17 protein-coding genes and 1 pseudogene are annotated in these 13,839 nt (G+C 51.2%); 10 read left to right on the forward strand and 8 right to left on the reverse strand.

From position 1 onward, the window contains the following. A partial coding sequence (locus tag SK32_RS06250; RefSeq protein WP_048211787.1) for an IS256 family transposase occupies positions 1 to 357 on the forward strand: 357 nt, incomplete at its 5' end. Here the strand turns inward: SK32_RS06250 and SK32_RS26700 are convergent. The 4 genes from SK32_RS26700 to SK32_RS06275 all read right to left on the reverse strand — a co-directional run bounded on the left by SK32_RS26700 (position 265) and on the right by SK32_RS06275 (position 3,420). Then, positions 265 to 621, reverse strand: coding sequence for a CDI toxin immunity protein (locus SK32_RS26700; RefSeq protein ID WP_156182751.1), 357 nt, complete (start codon positions 619 to 621; stop codon positions 265 to 267). The two genes, SK32_RS06250 and SK32_RS26700, sit on opposite strands and share 93 nt — an antisense overlap. A 1,005-nt stretch (positions 622 to 1,626) precedes the next feature. Then, positions 1,627 to 1,971, reverse strand: a complete 345-nt coding sequence (locus tag SK32_RS06265) for a carboxymuconolactone decarboxylase family protein (protein ID WP_048211788.1) — start codon at positions 1,969 to 1,971, stop codon at positions 1,627 to 1,629. 36 nt (positions 1,972 to 2,007) lie between these two features. After that, positions 2,008 to 2,289: a hypothetical protein gene (locus SK32_RS06270; protein WP_048211789.1), complete on the reverse strand. Its 282-nt coding sequence runs from the start codon at positions 2,287 to 2,289 to the stop codon at positions 2,008 to 2,010. A 216-nt stretch (positions 2,290 to 2,505) separates the two neighbouring features. Then, positions 2,506 to 3,420 carry a LysR substrate-binding domain-containing protein gene (locus tag SK32_RS06275; RefSeq protein ID WP_048211790.1) on the reverse strand — a complete coding sequence of 305 codons (915 nt, stop codon included), beginning with the start codon at positions 3,418 to 3,420 and terminating at the stop codon, positions 2,506 to 2,508. Positions 3,421 to 3,596: 176 nt separating this feature from the next. On the opposite strand from SK32_RS06275, the gene SK32_RS06280 reads away from it, so the two are divergent. From SK32_RS06280 to SK32_RS25670, 5 genes and pseudogenes are all read left to right on the forward strand, one after another. Continuing rightward, positions 3,597 to 4,373: an SDR family NAD(P)-dependent oxidoreductase gene (locus tag SK32_RS06280; RefSeq protein WP_048211791.1), complete on the forward strand. Its 777-nt coding sequence runs from the start codon at positions 3,597 to 3,599 to the stop codon at positions 4,371 to 4,373. 48 nt (positions 4,374 to 4,421) lie between these two features. Next, positions 4,422 to 4,586: an OsmC family protein gene (locus SK32_RS24440; protein ID WP_225807905.1), complete on the forward strand. Its 165-nt coding sequence runs from the start codon at positions 4,422 to 4,424 to the stop codon at positions 4,584 to 4,586. Between the two features lie 26 nt (positions 4,587 to 4,612). Further along, entirely contained in the window at positions 4,613 to 5,641 is a 1,029-nt protein-coding gene (locus SK32_RS06285) for a zinc-binding dehydrogenase (protein WP_048211792.1), read from the forward strand. Between the two features lie 4 nt (positions 5,642 to 5,645). Further along, positions 5,646 to 6,851 (forward strand): MFS transporter, encoded by a 1,206-nt coding sequence (locus tag SK32_RS06290; protein WP_048211793.1) that lies wholly within the window; start codon positions 5,646 to 5,648, stop codon positions 6,849 to 6,851. An 87-nt stretch (positions 6,852 to 6,938) separates the two neighbouring features. After that, positions 6,939 to 7,383, forward strand: a pseudogene (locus SK32_RS25670) (PLP-dependent transferase); the annotation flags it as partial. On the opposite strand, the gene SK32_RS06295 reads toward SK32_RS25670, so the two are convergent. Next, positions 7,337 to 8,308 (reverse strand): LysR family transcriptional regulator, encoded by a 972-nt coding sequence (locus SK32_RS06295; RefSeq protein ID WP_048211794.1) that lies wholly within the window; start codon positions 8,306 to 8,308, stop codon positions 7,337 to 7,339. The pseudogene SK32_RS25670 and the gene SK32_RS06295 sit on opposite strands and share 47 nt — an antisense overlap. Before the next feature lie 137 nt (positions 8,309 to 8,445). On the opposite strand from SK32_RS06295, the gene SK32_RS06300 reads away from it, so the two are divergent. Beyond that, positions 8,446 to 8,937 carry a GNAT family N-acetyltransferase gene (locus tag SK32_RS06300; RefSeq protein WP_048211795.1) on the forward strand — a complete coding sequence of 164 codons (492 nt, stop codon included), beginning with the start codon at positions 8,446 to 8,448 and terminating at the stop codon, positions 8,935 to 8,937. A 5-nt stretch (positions 8,938 to 8,942) separates the two neighbouring features. Here SK32_RS06300 and SK32_RS06305 read toward each other — a convergent pair whose 3' ends face one another. After that, a complete protein-coding gene (locus SK32_RS06305) occupies positions 8,943 to 9,440 on the reverse strand; it encodes a GNAT family N-acetyltransferase (RefSeq protein ID WP_048211796.1) in 498 nt (165 codons plus the stop codon). A 200-nt stretch (positions 9,441 to 9,640) separates the two neighbouring features. Between SK32_RS06305 and SK32_RS06310 the strand changes: the two genes are divergently transcribed. Together SK32_RS06310 and SK32_RS06315 are read left to right on the forward strand one after the other, a co-directional pair. Further along, entirely contained in the window at positions 9,641 to 9,985 is a 345-nt protein-coding gene (locus SK32_RS06310; RefSeq protein ID WP_048211797.1) for a DUF1294 domain-containing protein, read from the forward strand. Positions 9,986 to 10,118: 133 nt separating this feature from the next. Continuing rightward, complete coding sequence (locus tag SK32_RS06315; protein ID WP_048211798.1) at positions 10,119 to 10,973, forward strand: DMT family transporter; 855 nt, start codon at positions 10,119 to 10,121, stop codon at positions 10,971 to 10,973. Positions 10,974 to 11,258: 285 nt separating this feature from the next. Here SK32_RS06315 and namA read toward each other — a convergent pair whose 3' ends face one another. Continuing rightward, positions 11,259 to 12,335, reverse strand: a complete 1,077-nt coding sequence (gene namA, locus SK32_RS06320; RefSeq protein WP_048211799.1) for an NADPH dehydrogenase NamA — start codon at positions 12,333 to 12,335, stop codon at positions 11,259 to 11,261. Positions 12,336 to 12,448: 113 nt separating this feature from the next. On the opposite strand from namA, the gene SK32_RS06325 reads away from it, so the two are divergent. Continuing rightward, positions 12,449 to 12,847, forward strand: a complete 399-nt coding sequence (locus tag SK32_RS06325; RefSeq protein WP_048211800.1) for a winged helix-turn-helix transcriptional regulator — start codon at positions 12,449 to 12,451, stop codon at positions 12,845 to 12,847. A 17-nt stretch (positions 12,848 to 12,864) separates the two neighbouring features. On the opposite strand, the gene SK32_RS06330 is transcribed toward SK32_RS06325, so the two are convergent. Continuing rightward, positions 12,865 to 13,749, reverse strand: coding sequence for a LysR substrate-binding domain-containing protein (locus SK32_RS06330; protein ID WP_048211801.1), 885 nt, complete (start codon positions 13,747 to 13,749; stop codon positions 12,865 to 12,867). Between the last annotated feature and the right edge of the window lie 90 nt (positions 13,750 to 13,839).

Consider the following 13,839-nt stretch of genomic DNA (forward strand, 5'->3'; position numbering starts at 1 on the left):
ACGGAAGAAGCAGGTCTGCAGGCGCTGGAAGCGTTCGCCAGCGCCTGGGACAGCCGCTATCCGCAGATAAGCCGGAGCTGGACGGCAAACTGGGTGAACCTTGCGACGTTCTTCGCCTACCCGGCAGATATCCGCAAAGTCATCTACACGACCAACGCCATTGAGTCACTGAACAGCGTGATCAGGCATGCGATCAAAAAGCGCAAGGTGTTCCCGACGGATGAGTCAGTGAAAAAGGTCGTGTGGCTGGCAATCCAGGCCGCCTCACAAAAATGGACGATGCCGCTGAGGGACTGGCGCATGGCAATGAGCCGTTTTATCATCGAGTTCGGTGACCGCCTGAGCGGTCACTTCTGAGAAAAGGCATTTACACAGAATGGTGTACAGGCTCGGTACATTCGCATCATCCGCTATGACAAATACAGTTTCATTGCCTAAACCGCCCCCGTTAAACATATCATGACTAAGTTCATAATCGCTGAAGTCCATTTCCGACCATCTGAGATTACCGCTATGCCATGGATATTGATGAAAAATATCCATTATCGCGCTCAAATCATCCCCTTCCACAACATTAAAATCTGTCTTGAGCAGTTCCTTACATTCCTCAAACAATGTCATGTCCACTCCCTTTAGGCTTTATGGCTGTATCTTTTATCATAACCTCCCTGGAGGATTGTCTAAAGGGATTACGAACTTCTGCTCCTCGCTCTCAGCGGACCTTCAGCTAAGTCAGCTTGTCCGCATTGTGCCAGGAGCCGACGCTTCAGAAGCCAGCTCTTTTTAAAAGCTGACGCATTATCGAACCGGATACTCTGTTTTCAACAACCCATCTACTGCTCGGATGGTAGCCCCCCATTTTCGCGGGTTATTTCTGTTGTAGCCAGCGCTGAACGCCCGTTAATGCAGAGTCAATTGCGCCTGTCAGATAGCCCGGGAACTGCGGCGACCATTCACTGGCAATACCTGTTATCTCACCGGACAATTCTCCCCTGACGGGAAGTTGCTCAGGTATTACGTGGCCGACTTCCTGCTGGAGATCAAATTCCGTTGCAGAAACGGATCGGCCGCCCAGTCTTTTATATACTCAGCTTCGGGCTCTACCGCATCCTGCCCAAATAAGCGTACGAGCGGCTCCCGCCAAAGGCTTTTGAGAACAGCATCGCTGACAGTTCATCTCGATTTTGCAAGTACGCCAGTAAAACCAAAAATCGCCGTTTTACCCGAATCTGGCTCGGATACGTCGTGGATCTCTGCTCCGCCAACATGCGGCCGCACAGAAAATCCGTGCGCCTGGGGCAAGCTTCTGAAGCAGCACTGTTTCTGAGGTGCCAGAGAATAAAGCGAAGACTTGTCTTTGCGGCTGACCATGCCAGTTAGCCGCCTTCTGCGTATATAACCTGACCGGCTGGCGTGCATCGGCAGACATCTGGCGCAGCCTGACGAGAAGGGTTGCGCGTACCTGCTCGCGACCAATCCGGTCAAGCATCATGCGCTCAACCCAGGGCTAGGGTGAAAATATCCATTGATAATCATCCGGGGTAATGATCACGCGCTGCGAAAAATCATAATTCAGTAACATCATAATCAGTGATTAGACGGCCCCACGCGGAGCCGTGTGCAGGCCTATTTGTTCGGCAGATTATCGTACACATCCAGTGCGCGCGCGGTATACGTCAGCGCTGCGCCGGTGTTCAGGTTTATGGCAACCGCCAGCGCTTCGGCGATCTCTTCGCGCGTGGCACCGTACTTAACAGCAGCATCCACATGAACGGCCAGGCAACCGTCGCAGCGGGTGGTTACGGCCACGGCCAGCGCAATCAGTTCATGGGTTTTGGGATCGAGGTGCTTGCTTTCTGACGCACCTTTATCCATCTGCTGAAAGCCTTTCATAAACTCAGGCTGCAGTTTGGCAAATTTGTCGATGGTGGCGAGCAGGCCACTGCGATATTCATTCCAGTTTAAGAACATTCAAAACTCCGGTTGTTGTTTGTCTCAGAAAAGTTATTAAATGACGTCGAAAATACGCACGTCAGGCGCACTGTTTAAATACGGTTTTAATCCGGCAACGACATCCTGCGTAAACAGCAGGCTGTTAAGGTATGCCTGCGCCTGCGCAACGGTCGTAAAACCGTGCAGCACCTGGACGTCCTCGTCGCGGACAAGCAGCTCTTTAGAGGTGGCACCCTCAATGGTGGTCAGAAACGGAGTTTTGTATTTCTGGTATACCTCAGCGGCTGCCGCACGGTTTTCATTACTGATATTCAGGGTGATTTGCAGATAAGCCATCGTTCTCTCCTTCGTTCAGGGTTGAAGTAATACGCCCGTTTAAAAAACCGGTCTGTATTACCTTTCGTTGAGGGCGATTATCAGAAAGCCAGACAGCTTCAACAAATCAGATAATCTTGCGAAGCAGAAAAGAAATTCTATGTCGTGGATTGTCGTGGTATAAGCACTACGCGCCCGACGTGATTGCCGGGGCAGCGTAATGCCTGAGGGGGCAGTTTATGAACGGTCTGAGACGACATCCTGAAGAAGCCAGTCATGGAAAATGTTGACTTCATCACGCATAACTTTTTGTTGCGGGGTGACCAGATAATAGGACCATTTGAGCGGCCAACGGCGATCGGGGTGCAGCTGAACCAACTGACCGGTTTCGATAAGCTGCTTCACCAAAGCGTAACGAACGATGGCCACGCCCCTGCCGCTCAGGGCCGACAGGATGACCGCTGAGGTGGAGTTAATATGCAGCCCGCTATCCAGCGCTTCGGGTGCACCGACCGCCATCAGGACAGCATCCCATGACGGAAAATCCGCCCCAGGATGCGGCGTGTCATCGTGAATGAGTTTTTGCGTGGCGAGCCATTCACGGCAGGCCATTTTCCCGGGCGGCACCAGGCGCGGACTGCAGACCAGCACCGCTTCTTCATCCATCAGCCAGGTTTTATGCACGCCTGGCCAGTCGCCCTGTCCGCAGCGAATACCGATGTCCGCCTCGCCGTGCGACACATCCATCAGTTTTTCCGTGACGTTAAGCCGCAGATTGATATTTTCGTGCGTTTCCGAAAACCGGTTCAGGCGATCCATCAGCCAGTTCATCATCAGCACCTGCGATGCTGTCACCACCACCACCGAACGCGAGCGGCGACCGCGAAGCTTGTTTAACCCGGTTTCGAGTTTGTCCAGTCCCTGCGTGATGTCCTGTAGCGCCTCCTCCGCTTCGTCAACCAGCGTCAGCCGCTCTTTTCCGGAGCGGGTGCGGTGAAGAAGCGGGTGTCCGACCCAGTCTTCCAGCGAGCGTACCAGTTGGCCTACTGCAGCGGGCGTAACGCCAAGCTCCTGTGCCGCGCCGGTAAAGCTGCCGTGCCTGGCGGTGGCTTCAAAAGCGTGCAGCCATTTAAGTCGGTTTAGCGATCGCATTGTGGAAATCCTGATTCATTATTTTTCTCAGTATACGCCAGCGAGAAAGATTTTCTTTCCTGAGTCGCAATTTCTTCTCAGTCGTCAATCAGGCGTCCGGGTGGCATTCTGATTTCACACGATGAGGAGTACGGCTTTTCATCAATAACAACCATATGAATTCAAAGAGGTTAGCGATGAACGCATCTTTTGCCGGTAAAAAACTGTTAGTGGTCGGTGGTACAAGCGGTATGGGCTTCGAAACGGCGAAGCTGGTTCTGAAAAACGGCGGCAACGTTGTGCTTGTTGGCAATCGTCAGGACAAAGCCGGGCAGGCCCGCCAGGCACTGGCTGCGGATGGTCAGGTTTCTATCATCGTTGCCGACCTGATGAAAGAAGAAGGGATGCAGCATGTGGTAGACACCATTAATGCCGAACACAAAGATATCAGCCTGCTGGTCAATGCGGCTGGCGTGTTTTTCCCAAAACCCTTCACCGAACATGAAGCGTCAGACTATGACATGTATATGAGCATTAACCGCGCAACGTTCTTTATTACCCGTGACGTGGTGCGCAATATGGTTGATGCCGGGATTAAAGGCTCCATCGTGAATATCGGCTCCATGTGGGCGCAGCAGGCGATTGGTGCCACGCCGTCTTCAGCCTATTCGATGGCCAAAGCCGGTCTGCACGCGCTGACTAAAAACCTGGCCATTGAGCTGGGTGAAAAAGGGATCCGCGTGAATGCGGTTTCTCCGGCCGTTGTTCACACTCCTATTTACGAAGGCTTCATTCCGAAAGACGACGTAAAAGATGTGATGAACAGCTTTGACAGCTTCCATCCGATCGGACGCGTGGGTACGCCAGTCGACATCGCGGAAACTGTGGCTTTCCTGCTTTCTGAAAAAACTGGCTGGGTCACCGGCGCTATCTGGGATATTGATGGCGGTGTGATGGCTGGCCGTAACGCCTGAAGACCGCGCCGGACGCTCTGCCAGCCGTATTCCGGAGGTTCCGCTCCGTTGGCACTTCAAAACCATGTTATCGATTCCGATGAATCGGTTTCGCTGGGTGGCGAGGGACTGGCTCCTGATCCGCGGGAATTAATGCTCGCTGCGTTTAATGCCTGTATGACGGCCGTCTTTGTTCAGGAAGCCAGGGCTAAAGATCTCGCCCTTGCCATCTGATAATCCCTATTATATCGGTGCCATTTATGAATAAAAAATACCGCGCGATGCAGATCGTTGCCCCCGGTGTGCTGGAAATGACAAAGCGGCCGATACGCGCTCCCGGTCCGGATGAGGTGCTTATCAAAATTGAAGCATGCGGAGTATGCGGTGCCGATCTCCGGGACGCGGAAAGAGCGCCGCAGGAGGGCCAACCCGGCCGTATACCGGGACATGAAATCGTCGGGTTTATTGCCCGCAAGGGGAACAGGGTACCCGATATCTGGCAATGCGGTCAGCGCGTAGGCGTCGGCCGACTGGGTGGGTATTGTCAGCACTGCAAACCTTGCCGCAGAGGGCTTTTTCATCTCTGTGAAAATCAACTGACGCCGGGCCTCAGCTGCGATGGCGGCTACGCAGAGTACGTTGTCATGCGACATACCGCGCTGATAGCAATTCCCTCCGCGCTCTCTTCCGTGCATGCAGCCCCGATCCTTTGCGCCGGTACCGCTACCTTCAACGCACTGCGTAATTCAGGCGCAAGAGCGGGCGACAGAGTGGCTGTTCTCGGAGTGGGTGGGCTTGGCCACATGGCTGTTCAGTACGCCCGTAAAATGGGTTTTGAGGTGACTGTGATTGCACGGGGTAGCGAAAAAGAACGCGCAGCCTTTAAGCTGGGTGCGCATCACTACATCAATACACTTGAGGAAAATGCATCAGAACGCCTGAAAAATGACGGCGGTGTGGATTTTATCGTGGCAACTGCACCGGCTTCAGAAACGGTTTCAGCCCTCTTGTCCGCCCTCTCCCCCCAGGGTAAAACAATCTTGCTGGGTACAGGACAAAAGCCGCTGCAGGTCTCGCCGGGTATGATGATCGGCGCTGAACGCACCTTGACAGGCTCCTTCGTCGGCACACCGGCGCAAACCGAGCGCGCACTGCAGTTCAGCCACCTCTTTCAGACGTTGCCCATCACAGAGCTGTTGCCATTTGAACGGGCAAATGAGGCGCTCAACAGACTTAAGCAAGGTCTGGCGCGATACAGGATAGTGCTCACCATGAATCAGGATAATTAATCACATGTCCGCAGAACATTTCCTGCCCGTTGCAGACCAGAGAAATAATATCATTCGCCTGTCGGCCGCGCAGGCCCTCGCGGGTGCCAACTCTGTCGTCTTTTATGCCACTGGCGCAATTGTGGGTAACGCCCTCGCTCCCGGCAGCTCGCTGGCTACACTTCCCATCACCATGTTTGTTCTGGGGATGGCAGGCTGTATCCTGCCGTTAGGCTCATTAGCGCGTAAAAATGGCCGTAAAAGCGCATTTATGGTCGGAACCGGGGCGGGTGTCTTGACTGGACTGACCGCCGCCCTGGCCGTCGTGATTGGCTCATTTATATTGTTCTGCATTGCCGCCTTCATGGGCGGAGCCTATGCAGCCGTTGCGCTCAGCTTTCGTTTTGCGGCAACCGACGGCGTCACGCCAGAACGTCGCGCCCGGGCCCTGTCGCTGGTGATGGGAGGCGGCGTGGTTGCCGGCGTGATTGGCCCGATGCTGGTTTCAGGCACGATGCACCTCTGGCCGCCTCATACCTTCGCCGTCACGTTCCTCGCGCAGGCGCTCGTGGCCGTTATTTCGGCATTCATACTTAAAGGCGTAAAAACCGCAGAACCTACCTGCGCGATAAAAACGGGTGGGCGGCCTTTACGCGAAATTGCCCGTCAGCCAGGGTTTGCCAGAACCGTATTCAGCGGTGCGGTAACCTATATGGTGATGAACTTCCTGATGACGGCTGCACCACTCTCGATGCACATGCACGGCATCTCTCAACAGGCGTCCAATCTCGGTATCCAGTGGCACGTTATTGCCATGTACGGTCCGGGTTTCTTCACTGGCAAATTAATTAACCGCTTTGGAGCCATGCGTATCGCTGCTGCGGGTTTGCTTATCACTGCATGCTCTGTCCTCGCCGGACTCGGTGGAACCGATATTTTTCACTACTGGTTGTCGCTGATTTTGCTGGGTCTCGGCTGGAATTTTGGCTTCACCGGCGCATCGGCGAAGATCATTGAATATCATCGTCCAGAAGAGAAAACCCAGGTCCAGTCCCTGAACGATTTTGTGGTATTTGGGGTTATGATTGTAGGGTCATTTTCTTCAGGTGCTCTACTCAGCCTCTACGGCTGGAACTCCGTCCTGTGGGGGGCCCTTGTTCCCGTCGGTCTTGCGTTTGTAGGTATTGTTAACGAGTTGCGGGCAAAAAAGCAGGATAAATTAACTTTCTGACCCAGTTTTGTCTGCTATCTGGAAGCGGGTTACGTTGATGTAAAAAGTATCTAAAGCCCAACATCAACGGGCATGATTTTGGGCATACTTGCCATGTTACCGGGTGCAGAAGACTGTTTCTTTGCCTTACATGGTTTAAGAACGTTGCATATTCGCTGAAAGAAGCGGAAGCACTGGCAATTGCTCACTGGCTTGCAGAACAACCTGAAGTCAAAACTGTACTCCACCCCGCAATGCCGGATTGTCCGGGACATGAAATATGGAAGCGAGACCCTACGGGATCGTCAGGGCTGTTCTCTGTGGTGCTTGATCCCGTACACGCATGCTAAATGACATGCAGCTGTTCGGAATGGGGTATTCCTGGGGCGGTTTTGAAAGCCTGATTATTCCTTTCGGCTGCCGGGAATATCGAACTACAACAACCTGGCACAAGAAGGGAGAACCCCTTCGGCTCCAGATTGGCCTGGAAGATCCGGATGACCTGATCACCGATCTGGGTCAGGGGTTTGATCGGCTGCATTCATTGACGTAATCGGGTTTTGCGGCTCGCAAAGCTGTAAAATTTGCTCTTTCATCCATAAATGTCCAGGGGAGTTACTGAGCTGTGGGCTGTAATAAGCCTTCAGAATATATTGGGGTGTTGGGAATGGAGGAGTAAACACCACAAGATTTTTCATATCAAAAACAGATGAGATGCCCCGCTTGGGCAGCGTGATGACCAGATCAGTATTTGAAACAATGAGCGGGGCAATCATCAGACTTGGTAATTCAACAACAATTCGGCGGCGTACCTGCTGACTTTCCAGATAGCGGTCGATAGCACCCCGGGATTCCAGCCATGGGCGTACCACCACGTGTCCGGCGTTAATATAGCGCTCATGGGTAAGGGAATCATAAATTTCAGGGTGACCACGTCGCACCGCAACCACGTAATCATCAGTAAAGCAGGTAATGGACTCAATACCGCGCCGGGGGTTTTTCTGCTCTTCTTCAAAACCAAGAGCAAAATCAACTTTGCCCGAAAGCAGATCTTCATCGGCGTTAAAATCGCGTGAGTAGATAAGCTTAATGGTAATACCCGGCGCGAGGCTGTTAACTCTCGCGATCAGGCCTGGCAGGATCACAGCGGCCGTGTAGTCCGTGGCGGCAAAAATAAACGTCTCCCGGCTTTTTTCCGGCTCAAAGTGTTCAGGCTCATGTAGGCAAGTCGAGAGACTGTTCAGAGCGGCGGAAACGTTGGCGGCAATGCTCTCTGCTTTTGACGTTGGCACCATGCGTCCGCCAGTGCGCACAAATAAGGGATCATCCAGTGAGGCACGTAAGCGATTGAGCGCATGACTCAGCGCCGACGGACTTAGCGCCATTTCATTAGCGGCCTCCGTTACGCTCCCATGCCGATAAAGAGAATCGAAGATAAGCAATAAATTCAGATCGGTCTTGCGCAACGTCGACACCATGGTTCTTTTTTCCGGGTGAAATTTGAAAATAGTGATTAATGAATATTGTACATTTTATTTTTGCATAAAATGCAGCGAAAGCATGATTGAAAAAAGATAGTATATTTCCAACAAAATGATTCTGAAGAGGCAAAACTATGTCTACCCCTGTATTCCGTCAGGCCACTGCCGCCGATGTCGATCGTTGCTATGATATTGAAATCACATCCTACGAAGGGGATGAAGCCGCAACGCGCGAGAAAATAGCTACCCGTATTAACCGCTATCCGGAAGGTTTCCTGTGTATGGAGCTGAACGGCGACGTTATTGGTTTCATCAATGCAGGCTGCGCATGGGAAGTCGTGATGTCTGATGAAGAATTTAAAGAACTGGTTGGACACGATCCGGATGCACCTAATGCCGTGATTATGTCTGTCGTGGTTTACCCGGATTATCAGGGCAAAGGATACTCGTCGTTGCTAATGCGTGAATTCGTGGCGCATATGAAAGCAATGAACAAAAAAACAATCCACCTGTTGTGTAAAGATCGCCACGTCGATCTGTATGCTCATTTTGGTTACCAGTATATGAAACCGTCAGAGTCAGACCACGGTGGTATGGCCTGGCATGAAATGATGATGACACTCTGATTTAACTATCCAGACACGACTCTTTTTCTTTTCATCTGTTTCGCCAAATATTTCCGCATCAGTGCATTTTGTAGTGTCACGCCACGACACACAGGGAAACCTCGTTCCACGACATGAAAGCCGTGTCGTAGAAAGAACGCTTCCGCAGCCTTACTGACATTTGAAGTAAGTTCACCCATTCCACGTTGTCTGGCTTCTTCATGAATGCGGTCCATCAGTAGCGTCCCTACGCCCTGTCTCGGGTAGACTCCCGAGACATAGAAATGGTCAATGTACCCATTTGGCTGAACATCCGCATATCCAGCTATTTCACCATCCACTTCAACAACAAAGGGACGTAGTGCCCTCATGCGATTAGTCCAGTGATCCGGGTCGATATCTGACGGGGCCCAGGCATCTATTTGTTCATGTGTGTAATAGTGGGATGCGAGGGTATGTACAGAAGATAAGAAAACGCTGAGTAACGAAATCTCATCTCCATTCTTGAACCTTCTGATTTTCATAAAACCTCGTTATGAGCGTGGCTGGTAGAACAATATCATTACTTTTCATAATGTTCTATTTTATAGACTGGACATGCGACCCCGACATTTTCTGTATCAAAATCTGGATAACCCTGGCTTCCAGGAATCTACATATCCATTTATCGGTGTCGGTTCTGGGTTAAGATAATCGCCTCTCCGTTCCGGCTGTGGTTAATGAGATGAATCTCAATCGCTATTGTTATTTGCTACTGGTCTGCGCTGCGGTCAGTAGCCTTTTTGCCCCACATCCGTTGCTGATATGGGGCCTGCTCGCCAACATATTGACGCTGGCGATTTACGGCGTGGACAAAATGGCAGCGCGTAAGGCCTGGCGCAGAGTGCCGGAATCCACGTTGCTGGTATTTGGCGCTGTGGGCGGATGGGCTGGAGCCATTGTCGGCCAACAACTCTTTCACCATAAAACACAAAAGCAGCCCTTCAAAACTTACTTCATCATCAGTGTGATATTAAGTACCTCCGCTATGGTGGCCGTGTATCAGTTCTTTCCATTCTCACTTTCCTGAGCATCATTTAGGGATAGCGCCAGCCCCTGTGCAACGTTATCGTGTTGGATTATAAACAAAAGCATCGTTAGCATGTCTGTCCTGATGTACGCACTCTATACTCTGCAACAGATCGTCAACATTAAGGATGGATATGAAAAAGCTGTTGCTGGTTCTCCTGGTGCTAACTGCATTTGCAGCCAATTCTATCCTCTGTCGTATCGCCTTAAAGAATGGGTATTCAGATCCTGAAACGTTCAGCGTGCTGAGATTACTCGGTGGTGCAGTAATGCTGTTTTTCTGGCATATAGCCCGGGGTAAACTGAAAGAAATACGCTGGAAAATCATCGATGCCCTGTTGCTGTGTGCCTATGTATTATTTTTCTCAATCGCGTATGTGCAGCTCAATACCGCAACAGGCGCATTACTGCTGTTTGGCGCAGTGCAGATCTGCATGATTGGCTGGGGATTAATAAAAGGTGAAACACTTAGCGGATACAAAGCCACCGGGATCGTTATTGCCATCGGGGGGATCATTATGCTGCTGCTCCCCGGCGCAACCGCTCCCCCTTTGATACCCGCCCTGACGATGGTTGTTTCAGGCATGTCATGGGGAGCTTATTCTGTGCGTGGGAAAAATATCCTCTCTCCTGCCGGGACGACTGCAGGAAATTTCATTCTGAGCCTTCCGGTTATTTTCATCCTGAGTTTGGTACGACAGGAGCCCGTGCATACTGACGCCAACGGCGTCATCCTTGCCCTGCTCTCCGGCGGACTGGCTTCTGGTGTGGCTTACGTACTTTGGTACCAACTTGTTGCCACTATGTCTTCAGCAACCGCCAGCACGCTGCAGTTGAGCGTGCCCTGTATTGCTGCGGTAGGTGGAGTGCTATTTCTTGGCGAATTGCCTGATTTGAGAATTCTGGTTTGCACACTGATCGTTCTGGCTGGCATAGCCATTGTTATTTCATCCGATCGAACACAGAGTAAGAAATCAGCACAGGGATAACGTTGAGGAGTCACAGTACTGTGCTTCGGTGTTTTGACTCACAGCCAGGAGCGGACGTTGATATGATTTGATGAGTATATTTATGGAATTAATTTTATCTTTGATTTTTAAGGTTTTTACCATCCGCAATACAAAATCAGATGTTCTCAATAAAAAAACCCCTGCGTCAGCATGCAGGGGCAATAGGAAAGCACTTCTGTTTTTTTAACTATGAGGGTTACAACAAAGGGTCTATTGGTACAGATACAGCATTACAACCGTGCAGGGCTGATGAAGTAGCTGTTATTATTGCTCTACAGTGCTTGCCAGGTCAGCTGCCGGCAGTCGCGGCTGAGAACGCTGCCAGCCAGAACCATAGCGGGTGTACTGTGCAGGAACGGGGAGTACAACGTTCAAATCGTCTGCTGCAGTACGCGCCCAGAACGGATCCTTCAGCATATCCCGGCCAACAAGAATGATATCTGCCCGGCCATTCTGCAAAATTTCTTCTGCCTGACGACCTGTTTCGATCAGACCTACAGCCCCGGTTTTAATATCCAACTCCCTTCGTAGTAGCTCGGCTGCAGGGACCTGATAATTTGGGTAAGTGTTTACCTGTACCATCGCAATTCCGCCGCTTGAACAGTCAATCAGATCAATACCTTGTTCTTTCATCCAGTTGCCGTAGATCAAGAAGTCTTCCGGACGGTTTCCGCCTTCAACATAATCGGTTGAAGAGATACGCAGGAACAATGGGCCTTTCCACTCGCTGCGCACGACGTCAATGACTTCACGCACAATGCGGTAACGATTCTCGTGGCTACCGCCGTATTCATCGGTGCGTTTGTTCGCTAGCGGCGACAGGAACTGATTCAACAGATAGCCGTGGGCACCGTGGATTTCAATAACGTCAAAACCGGCTTCACGCGCACGGCGAGCACCTTGACGGAACGCCTCTACGACTTCGTTAATTTGCTCAATACTCATCGCCTGTGGTACGCGGGACTCAGGTGTGAACGGAATAGCTGACGGCGCGATAGAGGGCAGGTCAATTCCCAGTTGGCGACCAGCATGTCCAATCTGTGCGCCGGCTTTCGCGCCAAAACGGTGAATGGCATCTGTCACGCGGGACAAACCTTCAATATGGCTATCATCCCAGATACCGATGTCTCCAGGACCGATTGGACCATTCGGTAATACAGAGGCCGTTTCCAGCATGATAAGACCTGCTCCGCCCAGGGCACGCGCGCCGTAGTGGATAACATGAAAGTCATTAATCTTGCCGTCGTCAGATGCCGAGTGCATGCACATCGGGGACATGGCAATACGGTTGCGGAATTCAACGCCGTTGATTGTGATGGGTTCAAAAAGCAAAGCTGACATTTCTACTCCAGAAAGTGATTGATATTTAGCCCGCTAAAAGTACCATACGATGATAATTCGTTTATACGCTAAAAAAATGCACATACTTACCAAAAGGTAACCATGATGTTTTTATGAAGAAATTACGTAACTACGATTCGGCACCAGGTTGTTCAATGGAAGCAGCACTGCATATCATGGGTGGGAAATGGAAAGGGGTGATCCTCTATCATTTATTTAAGGACGGTACGCTTCGGTTTAGCGAACTCCAGCGGTTTTTAACCAGCATCAATCAGCGTTTACTGACGAAGCAACTGCGTGAACTTGAAGAGGATGGCCTGATTATTCGCCAGGTTTATCCCGTTGTTCCACCAAAGGTTGAATACTCGTTGAGTGACGAAGGACGGGAGCTGAACAAACTGGTTCTGGATCTAAGCATATGGGGCAGAAACTGGCTGGAACGCCGCGGTCTTAAAACAGCGGTTGAAGAGGATATCGAGGAGTTGAAAAAGGTTCTCGGCGATCCGAAGTAAGCCGTCTTCACGGGTATCTAAGTGCCAAAATGGGTGATGCAGAAATCGATAAAACTTCGTAATCGTGGAGTCATTCTTCTGTCCTGGGCATAAAGCACATGGACGGGCCGACCGGGCAGTTCATAATCGGGCAGAACCCGCACCAGCCGCCCGGCGGCGATGTCCGCGCTCATCAGCGGAAGCGGTTGCATAATGATTCCCAGCCCTGAGAGGGCGGCAGCAAGCAGGGCTTCGCTGTTGTCCGTTTTAAACCTGCCGGTTACAGGTACCGAGACTTGTCCGCCAGGGCCTTCAAATTTCCATTCCGTCCGCATTGATGTATGGGTAAAGATCAGGCACTGGTGCCGCGTCAAATCCTGCGGCACAGAGGGCGTTCCAGCCTCTTCAAGATAAGCCGGTGCAGCACAAATAACCATCTGATAGGGAGCAAGCGTTCTTGCCAGTAGCTGGCTGTCCGCCAGTTCTCCCGTACGAAAAACGGCATCAAAGCGCTCTTCAACCAGATCGACAGTGCGATTCGACAAACAGAGTTCGAGCGAGACTTCGGGATTTTGTTTGAGATATTCCGGCAGTTTTGAGGCCAGCAGCTGACTGCCAAAGGTAATGGGAGCGCTGATCCTGAGATTACCACGGGGGATCGCACGGGTTTCAGCAATCACGGCTTCCGCTTCTTCCATTTCAGCCAGAATATTTTTCGCTCTTTCATAAAAGAGACGGCCGCTGTCCGTCAGGCTCTGGCTCCGGGTCGTACGGTTGATCAGTTGAATGCCAAGATTTTGCTCAAGCATGCGTAACTGCTTACCCGTCAGTTGAGAGGACTGATCCAGTTCACCCGCTGCGGCAGAAATGGAGCCTGACTCGACCACCCTAATGAATGTCTGCATGCAGGTTAAACGATCCATTTGAAATAAAATGTTCCAGGTGATGGTTATTTACGTAAATTTATCGCATTACGTTTTCAATGTACATTGCCAGTCAACTTAGCTCACTTA

The organism is Citrobacter sp. MGH100 (assembly GCF_001034465.1).
GTDB lineage: Bacteria > Pseudomonadota > Gammaproteobacteria > Enterobacterales > Enterobacteriaceae > Citrobacter > Citrobacter youngae.